The organism is Limosilactobacillus viscerum, assembly GCF_947387525.1.
Classification (GTDB): Bacteria; Bacillota; Bacilli; order Lactobacillales; family Lactobacillaceae; genus Limosilactobacillus; species Limosilactobacillus viscerum.
Genome location: NZ_CANDNW010000001.1, coordinates 75,562 through 100,245, shown reverse-complemented (window position 1 = coordinate 100,245; position 24,684 = coordinate 75,562). Strand labels below are relative to the sequence as shown.

General features: G+C 48.7%; 16 protein-coding genes. 15 read left to right on the top strand and 1 reads right to left on the bottom strand.

Annotation, left to right across the window (positions count from 1 at the left end):
• Positions 1-46 precede the first annotated feature (46 nt).
• The 14 genes from QOS07_RS00435 (at position 47) to QOS07_RS00370 (ending at position 21,919) form a co-directional block, all read left to right on the top strand.
• Positions 47-3,796 carry a PD-(D/E)XK nuclease family protein gene (locus tag QOS07_RS00435; protein ID WP_283587054.1) on the top strand — a complete coding sequence of 1,250 codons (3,750 nt, stop codon included), beginning with the start codon at positions 47-49 and terminating at the stop codon, positions 3,794-3,796.
• A complete protein-coding gene (addA, locus tag QOS07_RS00430) occupies positions 3,796-7,950 on the top strand; it encodes a helicase-exonuclease AddAB subunit AddA (protein ID WP_283587053.1) in 4,155 nt (1,384 codons plus the stop codon). The genes QOS07_RS00435 and addA overlap by 1 nt, the downstream gene beginning before the upstream one ends.
• Before the next feature lie 19 nt (positions 7,951-7,969).
• Positions 7,970-8,908: a LacI family DNA-binding transcriptional regulator gene (locus tag QOS07_RS00425; protein ID WP_283587052.1), complete on the top strand. Its 939-nt coding sequence runs from the start codon at positions 7,970-7,972 to the stop codon at positions 8,906-8,908.
• Between the two features lie 218 nt (positions 8,909-9,126).
• On the top strand, positions 9,127-10,302 hold the full coding sequence (locus QOS07_RS00420) for a thiolase family protein (protein ID WP_283587051.1): 1,176 nt from the start codon (positions 9,127-9,129) through the stop codon (positions 10,300-10,302).
• 192 nt (positions 10,303-10,494) lie between these two features.
• Positions 10,495-11,841, top strand: a complete 1,347-nt coding sequence (locus QOS07_RS00415; RefSeq protein ID WP_283587050.1) for an SLC45 family MFS transporter — start codon at positions 10,495-10,497, stop codon at positions 11,839-11,841.
• 76 nt (positions 11,842-11,917) lie between these two features.
• Positions 11,918-14,170 (top strand): glycoside hydrolase family 65 protein, encoded by a 2,253-nt coding sequence (locus QOS07_RS00410; protein ID WP_283587049.1) that lies wholly within the window; start codon positions 11,918-11,920, stop codon positions 14,168-14,170.
• A gap of 19 nt (positions 14,171-14,189) precedes the next feature.
• A complete protein-coding gene (pgmB, locus tag QOS07_RS00405) occupies positions 14,190-14,852 on the top strand; it encodes a beta-phosphoglucomutase (protein WP_283587048.1) in 663 nt (220 codons plus the stop codon).
• Positions 14,853-15,030: 178 nt separating this feature from the next.
• Positions 15,031-15,897 carry an aldo/keto reductase gene (locus QOS07_RS00400; protein WP_283587047.1) on the top strand — a complete coding sequence of 289 codons (867 nt, stop codon included), beginning with the start codon at positions 15,031-15,033 and terminating at the stop codon, positions 15,895-15,897.
• A gap of 17 nt (positions 15,898-15,914) precedes the next feature.
• Positions 15,915-16,211 carry a cupin domain-containing protein gene (locus QOS07_RS00395; RefSeq protein WP_283587046.1) on the top strand — a complete coding sequence of 99 codons (297 nt, stop codon included), beginning with the start codon at positions 15,915-15,917 and terminating at the stop codon, positions 16,209-16,211.
• A 97-nt stretch (positions 16,212-16,308) separates the two neighbouring features.
• Positions 16,309-17,508 carry an MFS transporter gene (locus tag QOS07_RS00390; protein ID WP_283587045.1) on the top strand — a complete coding sequence of 400 codons (1,200 nt, stop codon included), beginning with the start codon at positions 16,309-16,311 and terminating at the stop codon, positions 17,506-17,508.
• A 12-nt stretch (positions 17,509-17,520) separates the two neighbouring features.
• Complete coding sequence (locus tag QOS07_RS00385; protein WP_283587044.1) at positions 17,521-19,308, top strand: glycerophosphodiester phosphodiesterase; 1,788 nt, start codon at positions 17,521-17,523, stop codon at positions 19,306-19,308.
• 79 nt (positions 19,309-19,387) lie between these two features.
• Positions 19,388-20,005 (top strand): GTP pyrophosphokinase, encoded by a 618-nt coding sequence (locus QOS07_RS00380; protein ID WP_283587043.1) that lies wholly within the window; start codon positions 19,388-19,390, stop codon positions 20,003-20,005.
• Complete coding sequence (locus tag QOS07_RS00375) at positions 20,005-20,670, top strand: response regulator transcription factor (RefSeq protein WP_283587042.1); 666 nt, start codon at positions 20,005-20,007, stop codon at positions 20,668-20,670. Before QOS07_RS00380 ends, QOS07_RS00375 begins: the two co-directional genes overlap by 1 nt.
• Before the next feature lies 1 nt (position 20,671).
• The gene (locus QOS07_RS00370) at positions 20,672-21,919 is read left to right on the top strand and encodes a sensor histidine kinase (protein ID WP_326521316.1); all 1,248 of its coding nucleotides are present in this window, start codon (positions 20,672-20,674) and stop codon (positions 21,917-21,919) included.
• Positions 21,920-22,161: 242 nt separating this feature from the next.
• On the opposite strand, the gene QOS07_RS00365 is transcribed toward QOS07_RS00370, so the two are convergent.
• The gene (locus QOS07_RS00365; RefSeq protein ID WP_283587041.1) at positions 22,162-23,136 is read right to left on the bottom strand and encodes a GMP reductase; all 975 of its coding nucleotides are present in this window, start codon (positions 23,134-23,136) and stop codon (positions 22,162-22,164) included.
• A gap of 195 nt (positions 23,137-23,331) precedes the next feature.
• Here QOS07_RS00365 and QOS07_RS00360 point away from each other — a divergent pair, with 195 nt between their 5' ends.
• Positions 23,332-24,630 carry an adenylosuccinate synthase gene (locus QOS07_RS00360; protein WP_283587040.1) on the top strand — a complete coding sequence of 433 codons (1,299 nt, stop codon included), beginning with the start codon at positions 23,332-23,334 and terminating at the stop codon, positions 24,628-24,630.
• Positions 24,631-24,684: the final 54 nt, after the last annotated feature.

Sequence of the window (24,684 nt, the reverse complement as noted above, 5' to 3'; positions counted from 1 at the left end):
TATGATAAAATATTGATAGCATTTTGTACGGAAAGGATGAATTATTGTGGGTAGACTTGGTTTTGTCTTAGGAACCGCGGCAAAGGACCACCAGGAAGTCCTGGTTGACCAGATGATTGACCAGCTAAAAGCTGCTCCAGCGGGGGACACCTTCTTTTATATTGTGCCTAACCATATTAAGTTCCAAACGGAAATTGAGGTTTTAGACCAGTTGCGGACCCAGCAAGGAAAGGGTCAGGCTGACCGTTTTGCTGCCTCCAGGATCCAGGTCCTATCGCTGAGCCGGCTGGCATGGTTTCTTTTACGGGACACACCGGCACTCCAGCGCCCGCGCCTTTCAAAAATCGGTTTGACCATGCTGGTGGCAAAGGTTGTTCAAGAACATGAAGATGAACTACAACTGTATGCTAGTGAGGCCCGGCAGCAGGGCTTTATCCAGAAACTGACCGACCAGCTTAACGAATTGGCCGGGGCCAACATCACTGCTGATAATCTAACTGACTTATTAAAGCAGGCTAAGCAGGACCCAGCGGCCAAGGTTAATCAGGCCTGGCTGGCAAAGATGCATGATGTCGAGCTGATTTATCATGCCTATGAAAAACGAGTGACGGGCCGTTTCCTGGGGAATAGCGAGCTCTACCAGCAATTAGCCCAGTTCCTACAAACGGACTCAACGGTAAAGGGAATGCACTTCTTTGTTGACCGCTTTGCGCAGTTTACCCCTGGTGAGCAGCAAGTAATTGACGCTATGATCATCAATGGTGCGTCGACAACGGTTTCCTTTGTCTTGGACCGTGGCTACCCTGACCAAGGCCACCCTGATGCAAGTGAATTGCCGGGATTAACCGACCTTTTTTATCCTGCCTCAATGCAGTACCACCGCTTGTGGGAATTTGCACAGAAACATCCGCATGAGGTGACCCTCATGCCGAACGTTGTCATGGCAACTAAGGACCGGGTTAGTCCTACCCTTAGTCAGGTTGACCGTTTCTTTGCTGAGTACATCAAAAAGCCGCTTGACCTAACTACTGGAGGGGGCCAAGTTGATCCCGCCGATCTGCAATTCATTACCACCGTTAACCGGCGGACGGAGTTGGAACGGGTCGCCACGATGATCCACCAGCTGGTAGCAACAAAGGGGTACCGTTACCGTGATTTTCTAATCTTAAGTCGGCACCTGGATAAGTACCAAACGATGATTGCGCCGATCTTTGCGGCCCATAATATCCCAATCTTTAACGACCACGAGCGGCGGATGGACAACCACCCGCTTGTAACCTTGCTGGCGGCCCTGTTTAACCTACCGCTGTACCGTTACCGGACGGCGGATATCATGCAGCTGCTTAAGACCTGGCTGTTTGCAGAGTATAACCCGGCAACCGGTGACTACCACGCGCTTGACCAAGACGCGGTTTTTGCAACCGAAAATTGGTGCCTGAAGCGGGCAATTGAAGGTCACGCGACCTGGGCAAATGCTGATTCACCAATTTGGCAGGTAGGCACGCCAACGACCGACGCCGTTACCCAGCTTCAGGACCAATTACGGCAAGTTCAGGGCTTCGTTGCCAACCATATTCTGGCCTTTTTTGCTGACCTTAAAAAGGTTAAATCTGGCCGGGAACTGGCTAGGGCGCTTTACCATTTTCTTGTTGAAAACGGGGTAACTAAACGGTTAGCGGACTGGCAAAAATACCAAGCCGATAAGAACCTGGACTTAGCCCGGCAGCCCCAGCAGGTGTGGAACACTTTTTGCCAAATCCTAGACGAGTACGTGCAGATTCTGGGTGACACACCCATAACCGCTGATAACTTTAATACGGCCCTTGCTAACTTCAGTGAACTATTGCAGGCTGGTTTTGCGTCAGCCCAGTACTCACAAATTCCGGCAACCCTGGACCAGGTTACAATTTCTGAAACGGGGATTACCCAAAACCTTGACCGGAAGATTGTCTTCATGATTGGGTCGACGGACGATGTGATGCCTGAGATTCAACAACGGGAAAGCCTATTAACTGACCAGGATAAGGAGCTCTTAAGTGACTACCTTGACCCGGCAACCCAGTATTTACCAGCCGGGGCGACCGGCCAGTTGCGCGATGAGCCGTTCCTACACTATTCGGGGATGATGACCGGGACGGAGAAATTAGTGATGACTTCACCGACCGCGAGTGGGGACGACCAGCCCATCACTCCGTCTGCTTACCTGGTTGATATGGCTAGGTATTTCGGCCAGCCAATCACTGCCTTCCCGCTGGTTTCAAGTCCAGCAGGTCAGACACGGGTAATTGACTATGTGTCAACTCCGCAAGCGACACTAAGTCAGTTGGTACAAGTTGAGCGCCAAGCAAGAAATGACCAGGCAAGGGGACCGATTACCCTTGCTCCTGGCTGGCAAACTGTCCGCCAAGCCCTGGTGGGTGAAGCGGCCCAGCTTCGTTATTCACCGGCGGCCAGTGACCAAGAACGGGGCCAGCGGTTGACGGACCGTCTCCGGCTAGTGGCGGCGGGCTTTAATTACCGCAATCAGGTAGATAACTTAACCGAGCAACTAGCGGCAGCGCTATACCTCCGTCACAATCAGGACCAGCAGATCCTCTATTCATCCATTTCCCAACTCCAGGACTATTACGTAAACCCTTATGAGTACTTCCTTAAATACGGCCTTGGCCTGAAAAAACGGGACCAGTTGGCAATGTCGGTTGACCGAATTGGGACCTTCTTCCATAAGGCAATGGAGTGGTTCGTCAACGCGGTTAATAGTGATGAATCAACTAGTTTTACCCAGCTAGCTGGCGAACCGGGGCAACTTAACGAGCTGATTAAGCAGGCACTAAAGGTTGCTAAGGATGACCAGCCCGACTTGGAAATTTTAACCCAGTCCTCCCACCAGGCAGCCTTTCAGTACCAGCAGCTAACCGGGATTGTCCGGACAATGCTGACGGTAATGTGCTGGCAGGCCAAGTACACGGCCGCCCGTCCTCTCGATACTGAAATCCGCTTTGGCCGCCTTGGCGCTGCTAAAAAAGATGACCTAAAGCCATTGGAATACCCACTGCGGCCAAAGAATACGCATATTTACCTACGGGGACGGATCGACCGGATTGATCAATTAAACCGTGACAACAAGGACTACCTAACCGTTGTTGATTACAAGTCAGGAAATCGGACCTTTGATTTAACCGCTGCCTATTATGGCCTCTCCCTCCAGTTACTGGCTTACCTCAATGCCATTTCTGGCAACCAGCAGGAATTGCCAGCCCGGCTGCATACGGCTAACCCCGATTTGCAAATCGCCGGTGCGCTCTACCTTCATTTAAGCAACCCGGTAATTAAGGCGGCCAAGCTGAAGGCTAACACGGACCTGACCACGGTACGGATGCAGCAGCACCAGTACAAGGGCCTCCTATTGAATGACCCTGGCCTTCTCAAGCAGCTAGATAAGAATCTTGATCAGCAGGCAATGCTGTACCCATTACGGGAACGGGGCGACAAGATTACTGGGAATAAAGATGCGTTGCTGGTGACTCCTGACCAGTTGAACTGGCTGCAAAACCGGAATAAGGAACTGATTATTAACGCTGGTAACAATATTATTGCCGGAAACGTGTCTTTGAAGCCGTACCGGTTGCTAGAGGGCAGCAACTGGCGGACCGGCCTTGATTTCACCGATTTTAGCGATATCTACCAGTTTGATAATATGCTTGACCAGCAAAATTACCGTCAGCTTGATCCCCGGCTGGCAAAGGATGAGTTTGACCAGTTAGGTGGGGATGACGAGAAAGGAGGAGACAAGTAATGGCAACATTTAAACCAACCGCTGCCCAGCAACAGGCCATCAGTGACCGGGACCAAAACATTATTGTTTCTGCCTCTGCCGGTTCCGGAAAGACTGCCGTCCTGGTTAACCGGGCCGTGGACCTGATCAAGGAAGGACGGGCTAGTGTTGACCGGATGCTGCTCGTAACATTTACTGACGCAGCGGCTAAAAATATGCGCGATAAGATTCGCCAGCGGATGCAGGAAGTGGCCCAAGAAGAACCGCGGCTCCGTGACCTGATGAACGAGCAGGTAAACCGATTAGCAGTGGCGGACATTAGTACGATCCACGCTTTTTGCCTAAAGCTGATTAAGCGTTATTACTTTTTGATCGACCTTGATCCCCAGTTCCGCCTCATTACTGATGAAACCGAACGTCTCCTCCTTCAAGAGGACGTCTGGCACCAAGTGAGCGAGGGCCTTTACGCAAACGCAAATGAGGAAAGTGAGGATGCTGCTTCCTTTGGCCAGCTGGTATTAAACTTTTCTGGTGACCGTGATGACCAGGGGCTCAATGACCTGGTCCTCCGGTTGGCGGAAATTGCAAATGCCCAGCCCAACCCTGAAACGTGGTTGAAAAGCTTGCCACAAAGTTACGAGTTAGGGAAAGACATCCTTGCCTCGCCGTTTTTTAAAGAGCAACTGCGCCCACTAGTTCTCCAGCGCCTGGACCAGCTTTGTCGCGACTTTGAAGAATTAACAGAGCGGGCGGCCCAGGAAGGGTTAGATAAGGCACAAGCAGTACTGGAAAGCGACCAGCAGGTAATTAACCAGCTCAAAGTGGCCCTTGACCCTAGTAAATTAACTCCAGAAATGGTCCAGGACATTTTAGGACAGGTATCCTTTGGCAGCTTCAGTGGACGGCCAAAGAAGGGTGAACCTGGTTATGAGGAGTTTAAGGCGGATAACCAAGCCCGGAATGAACTGAAAAAAGAATGGGCCAAGGCCGTCGCAGGAGTTACCGATAAGGATGCGGCACTAGGGCTGCTGGACCACTTTACTGCCCAGTTTACCGACCTGCGAAATGCGGTTGCCAAAGCCGGTCTGAGTGACAAGACGGTCGCTGCCGTAGATAAGGACCTCCAGCAATTTAACCAGGCCCGAAAGCTATTGGTACCAAACTCGTGGGATGCAATTCGGGCACTCTTTAACGGCGCGAAGTTTCGGACAATGGCGCGGAAGCCAAAGGATGACCCGGTTGCCGAAGAAGTCCACAAGACAATTACGGCTTCCCGCCAGACGTTGAAAAAGCAGCTGGGCAATATCCAGGATAGCTTCTTTGCCTATGATGAAGAACAGTTTAAGGACATCTCACGCCAGGCTAAGCGCCTACTGACGAAGTTAAGTCAGGTCACGATTGCTTTCCGGAGGGTCTACCAGCAAGTTAAACTGAGCCGGCACGTTCTTGAGTTTAGTGACTTGGAGCACTATGCCTACCAGATCTTAACCCCGCCAGCGGACCAACCGGACTGGCAGGAGTTGGTCCGCAACCTTCAACGGCACTACCAGGAAATCATGGTTGACGAGTACCAGGATACCAACCGGCTCCAGGAAGCCATCCTGATGCGGTTAACCAACCAGGACCAGCACAACCTCTTCATGGTGGGGGACGTTAAGCAGTCAATTTATCGTTTCCGGCAAGCGGACCCCTCCCTCTTCTTGAACAAGTACCAACGATACCGTCAGGATGACCAGGCGGATGAAGCGATTGTTTTGGGTGAAAATTTCCGGTCAATGAGCAATGTTACCGACTTTACCAACCTCTTGTTTGCCCAGTTAATGGGGGCAGACGTTGGTGAAATTGATTATGACGAAGATGCGTACCTGAAGTATGCTGCTAAATACTATGACACTGCAGAAAATAAGCCACAGCCAACCGAGATCATGCTGTATGACGCTAATGCGGACAAGCAGGCATTGCAGGAAAATCCGGGGCTGCACGAGGATGATAAGCTAGCCGGTGAACTCCGGATGGTGGGGATGCGGATTAAGCAGATGGTAGAAAACGGTGAGCAGCTTTTTGATGCGGGAACTAACCAGATGCGGCCAGTAACCTATGGTGATATTGTGCTGCTAGAGCGGACCAAAAGTATTAATAATACACTAATGGAAGAGTTTAGCAAGCTTGATATTCCCCTAACCGTGCACGATGTTGAGAGCTACTTCCAAGCGACTGAGGTCCGGGTCATGATGGCCCTCCTGCGGCTGATCGATAATCCACAGCAGGATATCCCATTAGTAGCAGTGTTGCGGTCCCCGTTAGTTGGTTTGACTACCGATGAACTGGCCTTTATCCGCCTACAGAACCGGACTGCCAACTACTACACGGCCCTGCAGACCTTTAAGAGTAATTATGCAGAACCTGGCCGGCACGTGGTAAAGGCTGAACTGCTGGCAGCAACGGATGGCGGTAACCCCATTGATGCGTTATTTAAGAAGGTTAACCACTTCTTAGACCAGCTTAATACTTTCCGGCAAACGGCCCAGCAGCAGTCCCTCGTTGACCTGATTTGGCAGATCTATAACGAGACCGGCTACCTTGACTATGTCGGTGCAATGCCGGGTGGGGCCCAGCGGCAGGCTAACCTGCATGCCTTTTACCAGCGGGCCCATGATTATGAGCAAACTAGTTTTAAGGGCCTTTACCAGTTCATCCGCTTTATTGAAAAAATGCAGGAACATGATAAAGACCTTGGTGTTGCACCAACCCAGTTAGCGAAGAACACTGTCAACGTAATGACCATTCACGGTAGTAAGGGGCTTCAATTCCCGGTTGTGTTCCTGATTGACGCAACTCATGGCTTCAACCAGGGCGCCACCCGGGAAACGGCGGTTGTTGATGCCGTGAATAAGGTTGGAATTGAATATACTGACCATGACCAGGTTCGTTATGATACGCCGCAACGGCAAGCAATTATCAATAATGTCCAGCAGGGCGAACGGGCCGAAGACTTACGGGTATTGTACGTGGCCTTGACCCGGGCAGAACAGCGGCTGGTAATCACTGGTTCCTTCAACGAGGAGAACCGCGGGCAGAGTCTGGTTAGCGCTTGGCAACGGTGGCAAAAGGCTTTCCAGTCGACTGGCACGTTATTAGGTCCCCAACTACGGGTAAATGCGCGGTCATTCATGGACTGGATTGGCCTTGCACTGGCCCGGTCGGCAGACTTCCGTGCTGAGCAGGTGGCGCCAGCAGGGATTGAGTTAGCTGAAAGTGCGATGGCTGATTACCACCGCCAGCAAAGGCTATTTACTAGTCAGCAATTCACGGTTGCCAGCTATACCGTGACTGACGTTGACATGGAATTAATGAAGCTGCAACAGGAACAACAAGCTGCGGCAAGTACGGATAAGCAGGCAGTTGACCAGGAAAGTTTATCAAAGGTAATGGCAATTATGGACAGTCATTACCCATACCAAGTGGCCACGAAGACGACTGCCTACCAGTCCGTAACGGACGTTAAGCGCCTGTTCGAGTATCCTGACAATTCCGTTGAAGCCCAGTGGGATTATGAAAAACAACAGCGCGAAAAGCAGGCGCAGGGGGTCTACTTCAATAACCAGTTTGCAGAACCGGACTTTGTTAAGCAGGATGATGAAGCGCCAAGCGCCACGAGTGTTGGGACTGCCACCCACCTTGTATTTCAAAAATTATCGTTAACGGCGGATGGTGTTACACCAAGTGGGGTTAAAGGTGCCATCCACCACCTGGTTGACCAGCAGCTGATCACGCCGGCGGTTGCCGCAAAAATTAACGTCGCCGGGGTGAGCCAGTTCTTCCAGACTGATATTGGTAAGCAGATCCTTGCTCAGCCAACTAATTACCACCGTGAAGAACCATTTGCGATGGTAATGAATGGTGCGGAATTATTTAAGGAGATTAAGACCAGCAATAATGAGCAGGTCCTCCTCCACGGGATCATTGACGGTTACCTGGAAACTAGCGACGGCATTATCCTAGTTGACTACAAGACTGACCACCTGTATCCGGGCTTTGGCGACGCGGAAGTAATTAACCGCTACCGGGGTCAGCTTAACTTATATCGGCAGGCGCTGACGTTGATGAAGACGGTACCAGTTGTCCAAATGGGTCTATATCTGGTAGAATCAGGTCAGTTTGTATCGATTAAATAATGGTGTGGGGTGTTGAACAGTGGCAACAATTAGAGACATAGCAGAACAGGCCGGAGTCTCGGTTTCAACGGCATCGCGGGCGCTAAATGACAACCCGCGGATCAGCCTGAAAACCCGGCAACGGATAAAAGAGATTGCGGACCAACTAGGCTACCAACCAAATTACAACGCGCAAAATTTGACACGGGGAGAGTCAAACATGGTGGGGCTGGTGTTCCCAGTGACTAGTGATACCGCACCGGCTAACCCCTTCCACATCGACTTAATGCGGGGAATTAGCGTAGCGTTAAAGCCTCATCACTATGAGATGGTTGTTGCGATTGCGCCCACGGCCGATGAACTGCTGGCAAGTGTGAAGTCAATGGTTAACCAGTCAAAAGTTCATAACTTCCTGGTCTTTTATACAATTGAAAACGACCCGGTAACAAACTACCTCCGGAAGAACCATCTCAACTTTGTGGTAATTGGGCACCCAACCGCTGACCATCCAGACCGGTATGTTGATAACGATAATGTGGCGGCAGGGCAGGAAGCCACCAGCCACTTGTTGGACCACCACCAGGTGAGCCACCCGGCATTTATTCAAACCGCGAATGACTGGGTATATGAACATTCGCGGCGGCTAGGATACGAAGCCTGTCTGGAAGAACGGGGACTTAAGCCCTGTGTTTGGCACTACCAGGAAGGTGGCGCGACGATTACGGAATTTCTACGGGCTAACCCGGAAGTGGATTCTCTGATCTGTTCCGATGACTTACTCTTGGTTCGCTTGAATGACCAGTTGCAATCATCCGGGTTCCCGGTTGCGTGCTTTAACAATAGCCGTTTGGTGGGGATGTTGTTGCGTGATAATGAGCGAATCGACATGCAGCCACGTAAGCTGGGCCTAGAAGCTGTCAACTTATTATTTGAACCGACTGAACACCACCGGATCGTTGAATTTAATGTGTTTGATTAAAGCTAAGCAGGTTGAAAAAATAGAAAAATTAGCAGAGCCCCGGTTAGGTAAGCGAGGACAGACGTTGGCGCAGGACGGGCCGTCGTCAGTGCTTGCTAGCCTTAAGGGGCTCGTTTTTTCTTGGTAATTAAACGAGATATTTGCAGTTATTGCGGTAAATCGGTAAACTTTGGGAGAGGATTAGTGGCAAAGGTCACGTTAACTGGAGGAACGAATTGATGGAAAAAGTATATATTGTTGCCGCCCAACGGACGCCAATTGGTAAATTTGGTGGTGCACTGGCGCCGGTATCAGCGGTTCAGCTGGGAGCTGTCGCAATTAAGGCCGCGGTAGCGAAAAGTGGGCTTGATCCACAAGTGATTGACCGGGTCCTGATGGGCAATGTTATCCAGGCCGGCAGTGGTCAAAATCCTGCGCGGCAAGCAGCGATTGCGGCGGGAATTGACCAATCGGTGCCGGCAATTACGGTTAATGATGTTTGCGCTTCGGGGCTTTCCAGCATTAACCTTGGTGCTAGCTTAATCCAGTCTGGTCAGGCAAGCATTGTGGTGGCTGGCGGAATGGAAAGCATGTCGCGGGCACCGTACCTCCTACAGCGTGCCCGGGAAGGCTACCGCTTCGGTGATGGCCAGCTAGTTGATGCCCTGCAAAAGGATGGCCTTAATGATGCCTGGGGCGGTTACCCAATGGGGATTACCGCAGAAAACGTTAGTGACCGTTATCAGGTGAGTCGGGAAGAACAAGACCAATTTGCGTTAACCAGTCACCAGCGGGCCGTTGCTGCCCAACAGGGGCATGCCTTTGATGAGGAAATTGTTCCAGTTCCGGTGAAAACCCGGAAGAAAGAGTACGCGGTTAACCATGATGAGGCACCGCGCCCGGACACCTCACTTGAAGCCTTGAGCAAGCTTAAGCCAGCGTTTAAGGATGGTGGCTCAGTGACGGCCGGTAATTCTTCTGGCCTTAATGATGGTGGTGCGGCAGTGATTCTTGCTTCCGCAACCGCAGTGGAGCAGTACCACCTTCAGCCACTTGCCCAGTGGGTGGCATCCGCTCTGGTTGGTCTGGATCCAACGGTGATGGGGCTAGGACCATACTATGCCATTAATAAGTTATTTCAGACGACGGGGAAAACGGTGGATGATGTTGACGTTTTTGAACTGAATGAGGCTTTTGCCAGTCAGACAATTGTTTGCCAACGACTTCTCCATGTTCCTGATGAAAAACTTAACCCCTATGGTGGGGCAATTGCGCTCGGCCACCCCCTTGGATGTTCTGGTGCCCGGATCCTGGTAACACTAGTTCACCAGCTGCGAGCCCTGGGCAAACATACAGGCATCGCCAGCCTCTGTGTGGGCGGTGGTATGGGTGCTGCAACCTTAATTAAACGCTAAAAAAATTGCCGTGGCCAAAATCCGGTGGTCACGGCTTTTTCTTCGCTTTCATAAATGGAAACGGTTAAATAATTTTGCGCAAACGATTGCACAATTTGAATAAGTTTGTTATATTAAGAATCGTACAAAATGATAAAGCGTTTACAAGGACGCTTGATAGTTAGTAAGTGTTGTATAAAGGAGTTGTTTGTAATGAGTCAAGAAAAGTCAGCGACGGCCGGCTTACCTACACTCCCAAAGTCAACCATTTGGATGATTAACTTTGGTTTCTTAGGTGTTCAGACCGCCTTCACTTTACAAAGTTCTCAAATGAGCCGGATCTTCCAAACGATTGGTGCCGACCCTAACAATCTCGGGTGGTTCTTCATTTTGCCACCACTCGCTGGTATTATTGTTCAACCAATTATTGGTTACTACTCAGACCGTACCTGGGCACCAAAGCTCGGTGGTCGTCGTCTCCCTTACTTACTGTTAGGGATGATTGTTGCCGTTATCGTTATGATGCTGCTGCCAAACTCTGGTAGTTTTGGTTTCGGTTATGCATCATTAGCAGCCCTCTGGTTTGGTGCCATTACGGTTGCCTTACTGGACTTGTCATCAAACGTTGCCATGCAGCCGTTCAAGATGATGGTCGGTGATATGGTTAATGATGACCAAAAGAGTTACGCTTATGGAATTCAAAGTTTCTTATCAAACACTGGTGCCGTTCTGGCTGCCATCTTCCCATTCCTGTTAACCTGGTTCGGGGTTGCTAACACCGCTAAGAAGGGTGTTGTTCCTGACTCAGTTATCATTTCCTTCTACGTTGGTGCCGCACTGTTAGTTATTACTAGTTTGTTTACTGTTTTCCGGGTTCACGAATATGACCCTGCTACTTACGCTAAGTACCATGGTATTTCTGAAGAAGATAACTCTAAGGGCGGTAACTGGTTCACGCTGTTGAAGCACGCTCCAAAAGCCTTCTGGACTGTTACCCTGGTTCAATTCTTCTGCTGGTTCGCATTCCAATACCTCTGGACTTACTCCGCTGGTGCCATTGCCAAGAACGTTTGGAACACGACCAATGCTACTTCCGCAGGTTACCAAGCTGCCGGTAACTGGTACGGTGTTTTAGCCGCGGTTCAATCAATCGCCGCTGTTGTTTGGTCATACGTTCTGGCCAAGGTTCCTAACAAGTACCACAAGGCTGGTTACGCCGGAAGTCTGTTACTTGGTGCTCTTGGTTTTATCTCCGTCTTCTTCATCCACTCACAAGGTGCATTGATCTTCTCATACATCCTTGTCGGGATTGCATGGGCCGGTATGAACACTTACCCACTGACCATCGTTACTAACGCATTGTCAGGTAAGCACATGGGTACCTACCTTGGTCTCTTCAACGGTTCAATTTGTTTCCCACAAATCGTGGCTTCACTGCTTAGTTTCGCACTGTTCCCACTGCTTGGTGGTTCACAAGTTAACATGTTCATCCTTGCCGGTATCGTAATGGCTTGTGGTGCACTTGCCGTTGGTACGATTAAGGAAACTTACGCTGAATAATAACTGAATTAAGATTAAAATAGAGCTGTGACGACCCTTTGCCACATCCCTATTAGTAAAGAAAGGAATTCTAATCATGAAACAAACATTTGAAATTGCTCCATGGCATGTTGCAACTAGAAAATGGGATCCAGAAGACAAGCGCCTTCAAGAATCAATGACTAGTTTGGCTAACGAAAACCTCGGTATGCGGGGCTTCTTTGAAGAAGGCTACACTGGCGACCACATGCAAGGTGTTTACCTTGGCGGTGTTTGGTTCCCAGACAAGACCCGTGTTGGTTGGTGGAAGAACGGTTATCCAAAGTACTTCGGTAAGATGATCAACGCGGTTAACTTCATGAAGATGGTCATCAAGGTTAACGGCGAACAACTGGACCTGGCTAAGCAAACGCCAAAGGACTTCAAGTTAGACCTCGACATGAAGCGTGGTGTCCTCACCCGTGAATTTACGGTTGAAATTGGTGGTACTGAAATGTACTTTAACTTCGAACGGTTTGTTTCCGCAGTTCAAAAGGAACTAGTTGGTCAACGGCTCCACATTAAGAACCGGGGCAACAGTGACGCTAAGGTTGAAATCACCAGCATGATTGATGCCGATGTTTACAACGAAGACGCTAACTACGATGAACAATTCTGGAACGTACTAGGCAAGGAAGCTAACGGCGAACGGGCTGAACTGACTTCCATGACCAAGAAGAACGACTTTGGCACTCCACAATTCATCGTTGGGATGCAAACTACTTCCAAGACTGACCTGGACCACGTTGGCGACGGTACCGACGAAAAGGACGCTTACAACAACTTTGCTGGTACTGTTGCTGCCGGTAAGGAAGCTACCTTTGAAAAGCGGACGGTCGTTGTTACTTCCCGTGACTTTGACACCCAAGAAAAGATTGAAAAGCACCTGGACGAATTAAGCGACCAATTCGATGGTCAAAGCTTTGATGACCTCCTTGACCCACACGTTAAGGAATGGGCCGACCGGTGGACTAAGTCTGATGTTGAAATCGATGGTGACGAAGGGGCTCAACAAGGGATTCGTTTCAACCTCTTCCAACTCTTCTCCACTTACTACGGTGAAGATTACCGTCTGAACATCTCACCAAAGGGCTTCACTGGTGAAAAGTACGGTGGTGCTACTTACTGGGACACCGAAGCTTACTGTATCCCAGTTTACTTAGGGGTTGCTAACCCAGAAGTTGCCCGTAACCTGCTGATGTACCGTTACAAGCAACTCGATGGGGCTTACGTTAACGCCAAGGAACAAGGCCTTGACGGGGCACTGTTCCCAATGGTTACCTTCAACGGGATTGAATGTCACAACGAATGGGAAATCACCTTCGAAGAAATTCACCGTAACGGGGACATTGCTTACGCTATTTACCTTTACACGAAGTACACTGGCGACAAGTCATACGTTCTCCACGAAGGTGCAAAGGTTTTGACCGAAATTTCACGGTTCTGGGCTGACCGGGTTCACTACTCACAACGGCAAAACAAGTACATGCTGCACGGGGTAACTGGTCCAGACGAATACGACAACAACGTTAACAACGACTGGTACACCAACCTGTTATGTAAGTGGACTTTGAAGTACACCTTGGAAATCTTAGACGAAGTTGACGAAGATGTTGCTAAGAAGCTGAACGTTTCCGAAGACGAAAAGCGTCGTTGGAAGGGTATCGTAGACAACATGTACCTGCCATACGACAAGCAAAAGGATATCTTCCCTGAAAACGATGGTTTCTTAGACAAGGACCTGACCCCAGTTTCAGAAATTCCTAGTGACCAATTGCCAATTAACCAAAATTGGTCGTGGGATAAGATCTTACGTTCACCATACGTAAAGCAGGGTGACGTTATCCAAGGTCTATGGGACTTCATCGATGACTTTACTCACGAAGAAAAGAAGAACAACTTCGACTTCTACGAACAATTTACGGTTCACGAATCAAGTCTGTCTGCTTCTGTTTACTCCATTATCGCTTCTGATATTGGTTACGAAGACAAGGCCGTTGAACTGTACGAACGTTCCGCACGGCTTGACCTGGACAACTACAACAACGATACCTCTGATGGTCTGCACATCACTTCCATGACTGGTTCGTGGCTGGATATCGTTCAAGGGTTCGCTGGCATGCGGGTTCGTGACGGTCAATTGCACTACGCTCCATTCCTGCCAAAGAAGTGGAACTCTTACCAATTCCGTCAAATGTTCCGTGGCCGGATCCTGAAGGTTAAGGTTGATAAGAATGGTACTAAGATCGACTTAGTATCCGGTGACCCAATCACCATCGACCTTGACGGTAAGAAACTCGAATTAAAGTAATTACGGGGGCAATTAAAGAATGAAGTTTGAAGATTTAAAGGGATTTGCCTTTGACCTTGACGGTGTTATTGCCGACACGGCCCGTTTCCACGGCCAAGCATGGCACCAACTGGCTGATAAGGTTGGTACTGAATGGACACCAGAATTGGCTGACAGCTTAAAGGGTGTTAGCCGGATGGACTCCCTGGAACTGATCTTAAAGGCTGGCGGTCATGAAAATGACTACAGTCAAGATGAAAAGGTCGCCCTGGCAACGGAAAAGAACGACAACTACATTAAGTTAGTTGAAACGTTAACGCCTGCCGACATCCTGCCCGGGATGAAGAACTTTCTGGACGAATTAAAGGACAATGGTTACCACATTGTCTTGGCATCTGCTTCAAAAAACGCACCAAAAGTTTTGAAGTACCTGCAAATCACTGACTACTTTGAGGGCATTGTCGACCCAGCCAAGCTAACTCATGGTAAGCCGGATCCTGAAATTTACAGTGAAGCTGCTAAATTGATGGACCTGCCAGCTAACCAAGTTGCTGGTTTGGAAGATGCTCAAGCCGGGATTGAATCCATCAATCGCGCTGGTGAAACGTCAATTGGTTTCGGTGCTTCCTTAACGGATGCTGATGTCAAATTTGACGAAACCGGTGAAGTCTCACTGGCTGCCATCAAGAAGCAAATGGCCTAACAATTCTTTATACAACAACCTATCAATCACATTGCTGTTTGCTTCTAGCAAAAAGTCGACTGGAGATTTTCAGCCGGCTTTTTTGCTTTCATCGGAGTAGACAATGCTTCACTTATGAGAAAAGTAATATAGAATAAAAGTATAGCTATTTAACTGAAAAAAGAAATGGGTGATTTTAATGGTTGAACTAAAAAATATTAACTCGATTTACCACTTAAATAACGGGGTTAAGATCCCATGTGTTGGTTACGGAACTTTCCGGACACCAGCAGACGTAGCCGAAAAGGCAGTTGCTGATGCGATTGATGTTGGTTATCGTTTAATCGACACGGCCGCTGTTTACGGCAACGAAGAAGCGGTTGGTAAGGGGATTAAGGATTCCGGCATTGACCGGCACCGCCTCTTTATTACCAGTAAATTGTGGAATGACCACCGGGGTTATCAAAAGGCCAAGGAAGCCATTGATGAAACCCTTCAACGGATGCAGCTCGACTATTTGGACCTTTACCTAATCCACTGGCCAGCTAACCAAAAGCAGTTTGGCACTGAGGCGGCTGAAATCAATGCGCAAACTTGGCGGGCAATGGAAGAAGCTTACCATGAGGGGAAGATCCGGGCACTGGGCCTTAGCAACTTTATGCCCCACCACATTGTTGACTTGATGCGGACCGCAGAAGTAGCACCAGCCGTGGACCAAATTGAAGTTCACCCGGGCTGGCCACATATTGAAGAGGTTAAGTACCTGCAAGCTCATAATATCCTTGTTGAAGGTTGGGCCCCGCTTGGTGGTCAGGGTGCCAAGGTAATGTCTAATGAAACGATGCTCCAGTTGGCAGACAAGTACGGTAAGACGGCCGCACAGATCAGCTTACGGTGGTTGATTCAACGTGGCGTCCTGCCATTGCCAAAGTCAGTTCACAAGGAACGGATGGTTCAAAATACCCAACTCTTTAGCTTTGAACTGAGCGATGAGGACATGAAGAAGATTGACCGCTTACCAAACTTGGGCGGTCAGTGTGCCGATCCCGATGATGTTGACTTTTAACCAGTGAGGAATTAGCAATGAAATTTATTAAGACAGACGCAAATGTTGACCTGGCAGAAAACATTGTTGAAACCCCGCGCCAGGTAGTTACCCACCTGGTAATCCCGGCGGGGAAGGTAGTCCCTAAGCACCATGTCCCATACGATGTCATTGTGGTCCCAATTAAGGGAAAGGTGGTCTTTGGTGATGTTGACCATGACCACCGAGAGACGCTAGTACCTGGTGATATTGTCAAGATGGCACCGGGTGAGTGGCATGACTTAAAAGCGGTTGATGACACAGAAGTAATGGTCATTAAGTCAAGTTTACGTTAGGTGAATTAGCCGGCGGTATAGCGAACTTTGCTATAAGCGCTGGCTTTTTTTGTGATAAGGTAGAACTAGAAATTTTTGATAAGGAAGTTATGTTGGGATGGCTAAGAAAAAGAAGGAAACAATTTTTACGAAGGATGTTGTGCTAGTGATGGTCGCAGCATTCTTCTTCATGTTTAGCAACATGTACTGCAACCCGCTGATTAACGGTTATGCAAAGGAACTGGGGGCCAGCAGTGCTTTTGCCGGGGTGATTGTTGGAATGATGAGCATCGTTGCCATGTTTCTCCGTCCCATTGCGGGGAATTTGACTGACCACTTTTCAAAGTACCAACTGTCTTTCATCGGTGGACTCCTATCGTTTGTCGGGGTGCTTGGCTACGTTTTTACGCCGAATAGCGGCCTGCTGTTAGTATTCCGCCTAATCAATGGGCTCGGCTACGTTCTTTGCACCGTCTGCATGACTACCTGGCTTTCCTACCTGGTGCCATTTTCTCATGTGGGTGAGGCGATGAGCTTTTACGGGTTGATGAATGCCTTGGCAATGGCCTTAGCGCCTGCAATCTCGATTGACCTGTACCGGGTGATTGGCTACCGGATGGCAATTGTGATTTCAGCGGTTGCTGCCTTGATGGTGGTTGTGACGATCCAATTTGTTAGTAACCATGCCGAACCAGTAGCGGCGGCCCAGCCGGTTGGTGGTCACGTCCATATCAAGATTATCCAACGGGACTCAATCCCAGTGGCTGCCATGATTGCACTGTTTGCTATTCCGTATTTTGCCACCCAGGCAGACATTGTTACCTATGCTGAACAACGGCAGTTGCCAATTGCTGTGGGCGCATATTTTATGATCTATGCGGTAGTCCTGCTGGCAATTCGGCTGGTGTTACGAAACGAGTTCGACACAATCCGCTTTGGGGTCTGGCTAATTGCTAGTGTAGTTGCGACTGCTTTCTATCTGGTAATGCTGGCAATAATGAGGACCAACTGGGAAATGGCCCTGGCGGCAGCAGGGATGGCCCTTGGTTACGGGACGATTTATTCTGTCTGCCAGTCAACGGCCATGATGCTAGCGCCTGCTGGCGACCGTGGGCTAGCCAGTGCTACCTTCTTCCTTGGAATTGACATCGGGATGTCGCTCGGCCCAATTGTCGGTGGGATCATTGATAGCTTACTACCGGTATCTTACTTCTACCCAGTAATGTTAATAATTATCCCGCTTATCCTGTTGATTTACTTGGCCAACCGGAAAAAGCTCAACGGAGCAGTTGTCCACCACCAAGAAGATATTGGCTAGTGGAGGAAAGCGATGAAGAAAATTTGGCGAGAAATCGGTCAGGGCACAGGTCAGTTTAAACGGCACTGGCTCCAGTACCTGGCCCTTTTTATTAGTGTTGGCCTCATTATTCAGTTGCTGTGGATCCCTATTTTTCGCTTGGTGACCACCTTTGTCCTCCAGGCAGGGGAGATCCCCTTTGTTTCCTACCAGAACATTGTGACAATCATCCGTGAACACCCACTAGTTGTCCTTGTCCTGCTGGTTGAACTATTACTAGTGTTAGTGGTTATTTACTGGCAATTTGCATTTATCCTCTTAGGGGTCCGGGATATTTCCCGGGAAATGATTACTGTTCGGGGAGTGTGCCAGGAAGCTTGGCAGTGTGTGCGACGCCTTCACTGGGCTTCACTCTTTGTTTTACTGGTTTACTTTGTCCTCGTAATTCCCTTTGCCGACTTAGTATTTCGAACACCACTACTGGCCAAGGTCCAGGTGCCCCAATTTATCTTGGACTACCTTACCCGTAGCGGCTTATTGCTAACCCTCCTAATCATTTTTTACCTGCTGATGATTTTCCTGGGCGTCCGGTTAGTATATGCGCTTCCCCTGATGGTCTACCGCGGGCAGCAGCCACGGACGGCACTTGCTAGTAGCTGGCAACGGACTAGAAAAATGGCATGGTGGCCCGTTATTGCCCGGCTATTAACTATTAGCATTGTAGCTGCGCTGGTGATGGCAATCTTTTATGCGACGGTGGTTGGTGCCCAGTGGGTAATGGACGTCTTACCCCATCCCATTCCGTACTTATCTGCAAACTTAAATCTCCTGCTAGTTCAGTTTGGTAGTGAAATTTTGACCACCTGGACCGGTGTGTTAACAATCAACTTGCTTTTCCGACCGCTCCTAACGATGGCAGGGCCAAACTTTACCCCTTCTATTATTACACGGGGGGTCAAAAGGGTGGTAGGAGTCGGCCTGGCTTTACTAGCACTGGTAACGGTTATCAGCGATGGCCTTTACCTCAATGGGAGCGAGAACCACCGCCCCGTAACGGTTTCTCACCGTGGGGTTGCGGATAAGAACGGGGTGCAAAACTCAATTGCAACAATGGAAAAGACCCACCGCCTTCACCCGGATTATGTTGAAATGGACCTTCACGAAACGAAGGACCACCAATTTGTGGTCCTCCATGATGAGAATTTAAAGCAGCTCACGGGTGTTAATAAACGGCCGAGTCAGTTGACACTGAAACAACTAACCCGGTTGACGGCCCGTGAAAATGGTCATTCCGCTAAGATTGCCAGCTTTGATGACTATTTGCGAGTAGCGAACCGGCTCCACCAAAAACTGCTGGTCGAAGTGAAGACAACGCCTTATGATTCGCCTGATATGTTGCGGCGGTTTGACCGGCGGTATGGCAATAATTTGGTCCAGCACCATGCTAAAATTCATTCACTTGATTACAGTGTTGTTCAACGATTAAAGAAGATTGATCCACGGTTATACGTAATGTATATCCAGCCCTATAATTTTACCTACCCTAATATTGCGGCCAATGGGTATTCGATGGAGTATTCAACATTGACCTATGACTTCATCACCTTGGCCCATCTCCAGGGGAAACAAGTCTATTCCTGGACGGTTAATAATCCCAACGTGATGAAGCAGTTGATGTATAAAAACGCTGATGGGATTATTACTGACAACATGGTTGAGCTTAATCGGGCGGTTGCCCAGTATGAAAGCCACGGCAGTTACGCACGAAAGATCCTTAACTATATTATGGTCGTGCCGACAAGTACCGAGTTCGCACCTTAAGACTTTTTAAGTATTTCGGTCAAAACAAAGACAAAAAACGTTGGTATAATGATTTGAATGATAAGGAGCGGTGATCAATATGTCGATTTACGGACCATACGAGGATACCCTTAACGCGATCCTCATCGATGTAAAACAACGAATTGAAGAGTTAAATAACCGCCAAGTTGTGGCTAACCAGCCCAAATTATATGAACACTTGATTGGGCGGGTGAAGACGCCCACCAGCATGGTTGAAAAGTGCCACCGAAAAAATTACCCGGTTACCACTGAGGCAGCGTTGCGGCAATGTCGGGATGCGATTGGCTTGCGGATAGTCTGCAACTTTGTCAGTGACATTAGCCGGTGCCTGAAGCTAGTCCGGCAGGCGGATTGGTGTACGGTGGTAAAGGAAAAGGACTATATCACCAATGCCAAACCGAACGGCTACCGGAGTTACCATTTGATCTTAGATGTTGTTGAACCATACCAGGATGTAGATGGCCACTTACCCGGGCACTTTTTCGTCGAAATTCAGTTGCGGACCATCGCAATGGATTCCTGGGCCAGTCTGGAACATGAAATTAAGTACAAACACCACGTAAAGGACCCAGAACGAATTAGCAAGGAACTTAAGCGGTGCGCGGACCAGTTGGCTTCATGCGATGTGCAGATGCAAACGATCCGTCAGCTCGTTCAGGAAGGGGAAAGCGAATAATGAAAATCCTGTTAGCAGAAGATGAGGTCCAGTTGGCCCGGGTCCTTAAAATGGCCATGGCGACTAGTGGCTATGAGGTCGATACGGTCGACAACGGCAAAAAGGTGGTTGACCTGGCAAGCCAGAACGCCTATGACGTGATGATCCTAGATATTATGATGCCGGTGAAAAGCGGACTAGAGGCGCTGAAGGAGTTACGTGCTCATGGTGACCAAACATATGTGATTATGTTAACGGCGATGGCTGAGGAGGACGACAAGGTTAATGGCCTAGATGCTGGTGCAGATGATTACTTAACCAAGCCGTTTTCTTTGAAAGAATTACTGGCCCGGTTGCGGTCACTTGAGCGGCGGACAAAGGACTACCAGAAGGATGAAATGGACTTTAACGACCTCCACCTGAATAGTGGCGAACAGGTCCTTGAAAGTCATAATTCAATCAGCCTTTCACGGGAAGAGACACAGATGCTCCAGTACCTAATCCTAAATGCTGGTAAGGAACTGAGTGCTGATGACCTCCGTCAACATGTTTGGGGTGATGGGGATGAGGCAGATAACGGTGACGTGTGGATTAATATTTGCTACCTGCGGCACAAGTTAGAGTCAATCCAGTCCCAAACCCATATTGATGGTGAAAAGGGTGGTCCATATACGTTAGCGGGGTGATATGATGATTCAACACTTTCGGAAAAAGTTCATCATTTTCTCAACTTGCGCACTGGTACTGGTAATTTTAACGATCGTTGGTAGTATTAGTGCGATCACATATTACCGGGCGCGGCAAGAGGTTAACACGGTTCTGACAATTCTGACCGATAATGAGGGGCGGATTCCGGACCGGCAAATACAGAGCCGTCCAGAAATCATTCCGCAGCCGCAATTTACCCGGGAAAGTTTATCGCAGTACCGGTATTTTAGTGCAACAACGATGGGGGATGGCGAGATTGCGGTGGATAACCAGCATATCTTGTCCGTTTCACCCGCAGCAATTCGGCGATTAACTAAGCGGGTTATCCGTCGTGACTCAGCCCAGGGACACGTAATCTATAAGAAGACGGTTTATGCCTATAAGGTTAAGCAGACCGGCAAGCAAACGATGGTTGTTTTCCTTGATGAAAGCCTGATGATGGCAAAGGCTCGTGAAATTATATATATCGGGTTAATCCTTGGTACTATCAGCCTGATCTTGTATACGGTTATCCTGGTTCTCTTCTCGCGGCGGGCAATCCGGCCGATTATTCAAAATGAAGAGCGACAAAAGGAATTTATCACTAATGCGGGGCACGAGCTGAAGACACCACTGACGGTTATTTCGGCTAATACGGAGATGCAAGAGTTAACGAACGGTGAAACCGAGCTGACAACTAGTACCAAGCAGCAGGTGGACCGGATGACGAAGCTGATCAACTACTTGGTCTCCCTCGCCCGACTACAGGAACAACCGCAGTTAAATGTTGTGGTAGTTGATGCCAGCCGGTTGGTTGGACGGGTCGCTACTAGTTTTAAAAACGTGATTACTAATGATGAGCACCAGTTTAAGCAGTCAATTGCACCAGGGATAACCGTCAAGGCAGACGAAAATTATTTCTACGAGTTGATCAGTATCCTGGTTGATAATGCTAATAAATACTGTGATCCTAATGGAACGGTGGAAATTAACCTCAAGAAAACAAAGAAAAACATGGTACTGACGGTAACAAACAGTTACGCCAAGGGGGCGAACGTTGATACTAGCCGGTTCTTTGAGCGCTTCTACCGGGAGAATAAGGCCCGGACACTGACTAAAAAAGCAGGGTATGGAATTGGCCTCTCGATGGCCCAAACCCTTGTCCGCAACTTTAACGGCCGGATTAATGTTAAGTACGTGGATAAGAAGATTTCATTTGTAGTGACGCTAAAGCGGGTTGATAGTTAAAATTTAAAAGGGCTCGTGACAAAACACGGTTTTGTCACGAGCCCTTGTTTTAGCTCCGAATATTACAGAGATATCGCGTGCCACAACCCAGGGCCTTAGTGTCTAGCTACGGACAATCGCTAGCCCGTTCCGTGCTAATGATCGTCCTATGCTAGCCATACCAGATAGGCTAGCTTCGCGTCGCAGGCCCTACCCGGGGTTGTGTCACAGCTCCTTTTGTGTTAATTCCTGATATTATATTTTTAATAGTCACCGTTCATAATTGAGTTTTTAACGATAACGTAGTCGACTTTCCGAATTGATTCAAGGTCACGACCACCGGCGTAGGAGATCGATGATTGTAAGTCCTCTTTCATTTCCCGTAAGGTGTCCTTGATGGAGCCACGGAAAGGTACTAACATCTGCTTGCCTTCGACATTTCGGTAGGCACCTTTTTGAACTTCTGAAGCGGAACCCCAGTATTGCTTGTATTGCTTGCCATCAATTGTGATCACGTGACCAGGTGATTCGAGGTGTCCGGCAAGCATTGAGCCAATCATAACCATGGAGGCGCCAAACCGAACGGACTTAGCAATATCGCCATTATGGCGAATCCCACCATCAGCGATGATTGGTTTCCGGGCGGCCTTAGCACAGAGCCGGATAGCAGCAAGCTGCCAACCACCAGTACCAAAGCCGGTCTTTAACTTTGTGATGCAGGCCTTGCCAGGACCAACCCCGACCTTGGTAGCGTCTGCACCGGCGTTCTCGAGATCCCGAACGGCTTCGGGAGTTGCAACATTACCAGCAGTAACGAAAGTGTCTGGCAATTGCTTCTTAATGTATTGGATCATTTTAATAACAAAATCCGAATGACCATGGGCAACATCAATAGTAATGTACTCTGGAATCGATTGTTCGGCTTTTAACTGATCGATAAAGTCGTATTCACCGTCTTTAATGCCAACCGAAATTGAGGCAAAGAGTTTTCGCTGGTGCATCCGTTGGACAAAACCGAGGCGGTCATTTGGTTCAAAGCGGTGCATGACATAGTAGTAACCATTTTGTGCAAGCCAGGTGGCCAGCTCTTCATTAATCACGCTTTCCATGTTAGCGGGAACGACTGGAATCTTAAATGTCCGGGGGCCAAACTTGACACTAGTATCGGCCTCTTTACGACTCTTAATTATGCATTTATTAGGAATGAGCTGAATATCATCATAGTCGAACGTTTTCACGGGAATAGCTCCTTTTGTTAAAATTTCCGCTTGCTATTATGAACTAAACTTTTCGCGCCGTCAATGGTAAATTCGTACGTTTTACGTGATTAATTTAAAAATAGTTCGAAAAACGTGTTGACGAGGCAGGAGAAGTTCGGTAGGATAGTGAAGTAAAAACGTCTTTTACGAAAATAAACGATGAGGTGAAAATAAATGTCATCAGTTGTTATTGTTGGTAGTCAATGGGGAGACGAAGGTAAAGGTAAGATGACCGATTACCTGAGTCAGGACGCAGACGTGGTTGTTCGTTCTCAAGGTGGGAACAACGCCGGTCACACGATCTCTTTTGATGGTAAGAAGTTTGCCCTTCGCCTGGTTCCATCTGGTATCTTTGGGAAGGACAAGTTAGCGGTAATTGGTAACGGTGTTGTTATCAACCCACCAGCCTTGTTGAAGGAATTGCATTACCTCCAAGACAACGGGATTGATGTTTCTGGCTTGCGGATTTCCAGCCGGTCACACATTACTTTCCCATACCACATTCTCTTAGATAAGTGCCAGGAAGCGGCCAAGGGTGACCACAAGGTGGGGACCACTAAGAATGGTATCGGCCCAACTTACATGGATAAGGTTTCCCGGGTTGGTATCCGGATGTGCGACTTGCTTGAAAAGGATACGTTCAAGGTTAAGCTCCAACGAAACTTGGCAGAAAAGAATGAATTATTCACCAAGCTTTACCATGTTGACCCAATTAACTTTGATGATATTTTCGAAAGTTACTACGAATATGGGCAAGAATTGAAGAAGTACGTTACCGATACTGCACGGATCGTTAACGATGCTTTAGACGACGGCAAGCGGGTCCTCTTTGAAGGTGCCCAGGGGGTAATGCTGGATGTTGACCAGGGTACTTACCCATACGTAACAGCCTCAAACCCAATTGCTGGTGGTGTCTGCACTGGTGTCGGCGTAGGCCCTAACAAGATCAACACGGTCGTTGGTATCTGCAAGGCTTACTCCACCCGGGTTGGTGCCGGCCCATTCCCATCTGAACTGACTGATGAAATTGGTGACCAGATCCGTGAAACCGGTCATGAATACGGGACGGTTACTGGTCGGCCACGGCGGGTTGGCTGGTTCGACAGTGTTGCCATGCGTCATGCACGGCGGGTATCTGGTCTTTCCTGCCTTAGCTTGAACCTGCTTGATGTGCTGACTGGTTTGAAGACCATCAAGATCTGCAAGGCTTACAAGCTTGATGGCAAGGAAATTGACTACTACCCAGCTAGTCTCAAGGACTTGGAACGTTGCGAACCAGTCTATGATGAACTGCCTGGTTGGGATGAAGATATTACTGGTGTGAAGAAGTTTGAAGACCTGCCAGCAAATGCGCAAAACTACCTGAAGCGGGTTAGCGAACTTTCCCAAGTACCATTGGCAACCGTTTCTGTTGGTGCTGACCGGATCCAGACAATTATTGTTAAGAATCCATGGGACCTGGCAGAGAAGTAAAAAAATAAATAAGGTTTCGGCTGACGAGTCGAAACCTTTTTCTTTTACCTTAGT

What these genes read in the sequence shown, in the direction of transcription:
- addA (WP_283587053.1), top strand. Translation starts at nt 3,796, where the DNA reads ATGGCAACATTTAAACCAACCGCTGCCCAGCAACAGGCCATCAGTGAC.
- QOS07_RS00420 (WP_283587051.1), top strand. Translation starts at nt 9,127, where the DNA reads ATGGAAAAAGTATATATTGTTGCCGCCCAACGGACGCCAATTGGTAAA.
- QOS07_RS00415 (WP_283587050.1), top strand. Translation starts at nt 10,495, where the DNA reads ATGAGTCAAGAAAAGTCAGCGACGGCCGGCTTACCTACACTCCCAAAG.
- QOS07_RS00410 (WP_283587049.1), top strand. Translation starts at nt 11,918, where the DNA reads ATGAAACAAACATTTGAAATTGCTCCATGGCATGTTGCAACTAGAAAA.
- pgmB (WP_283587048.1), top strand. Translation starts at nt 14,190, where the DNA reads ATGAAGTTTGAAGATTTAAAGGGATTTGCCTTTGACCTTGACGGTGTT.
- QOS07_RS00400 (WP_283587047.1), top strand. Translation starts at nt 15,031, where the DNA reads ATGGTTGAACTAAAAAATATTAACTCGATTTACCACTTAAATAACGGG.
- QOS07_RS00395 (WP_283587046.1), top strand. Translation starts at nt 15,915, where the DNA reads ATGAAATTTATTAAGACAGACGCAAATGTTGACCTGGCAGAAAACATT.
- QOS07_RS00390 (WP_283587045.1), top strand. Translation starts at nt 16,309, where the DNA reads ATGGCTAAGAAAAAGAAGGAAACAATTTTTACGAAGGATGTTGTGCTA.
- QOS07_RS00385 (WP_283587044.1), top strand. Translation starts at nt 17,521, where the DNA reads ATGAAGAAAATTTGGCGAGAAATCGGTCAGGGCACAGGTCAGTTTAAA.
- QOS07_RS00380 (WP_283587043.1), top strand. Translation starts at nt 19,388, where the DNA reads ATGTCGATTTACGGACCATACGAGGATACCCTTAACGCGATCCTCATC.
- QOS07_RS00375 (WP_283587042.1), top strand. Translation starts at nt 20,005, where the DNA reads ATGAAAATCCTGTTAGCAGAAGATGAGGTCCAGTTGGCCCGGGTCCTT.
- QOS07_RS00370 (WP_326521316.1), top strand. Translation starts at nt 20,672, where the DNA reads ATGATGATTCAACACTTTCGGAAAAAGTTCATCATTTTCTCAACTTGC.
- QOS07_RS00360 (WP_283587040.1), top strand. Translation starts at nt 23,332, where the DNA reads ATGTCATCAGTTGTTATTGTTGGTAGTCAATGGGGAGACGAAGGTAAA.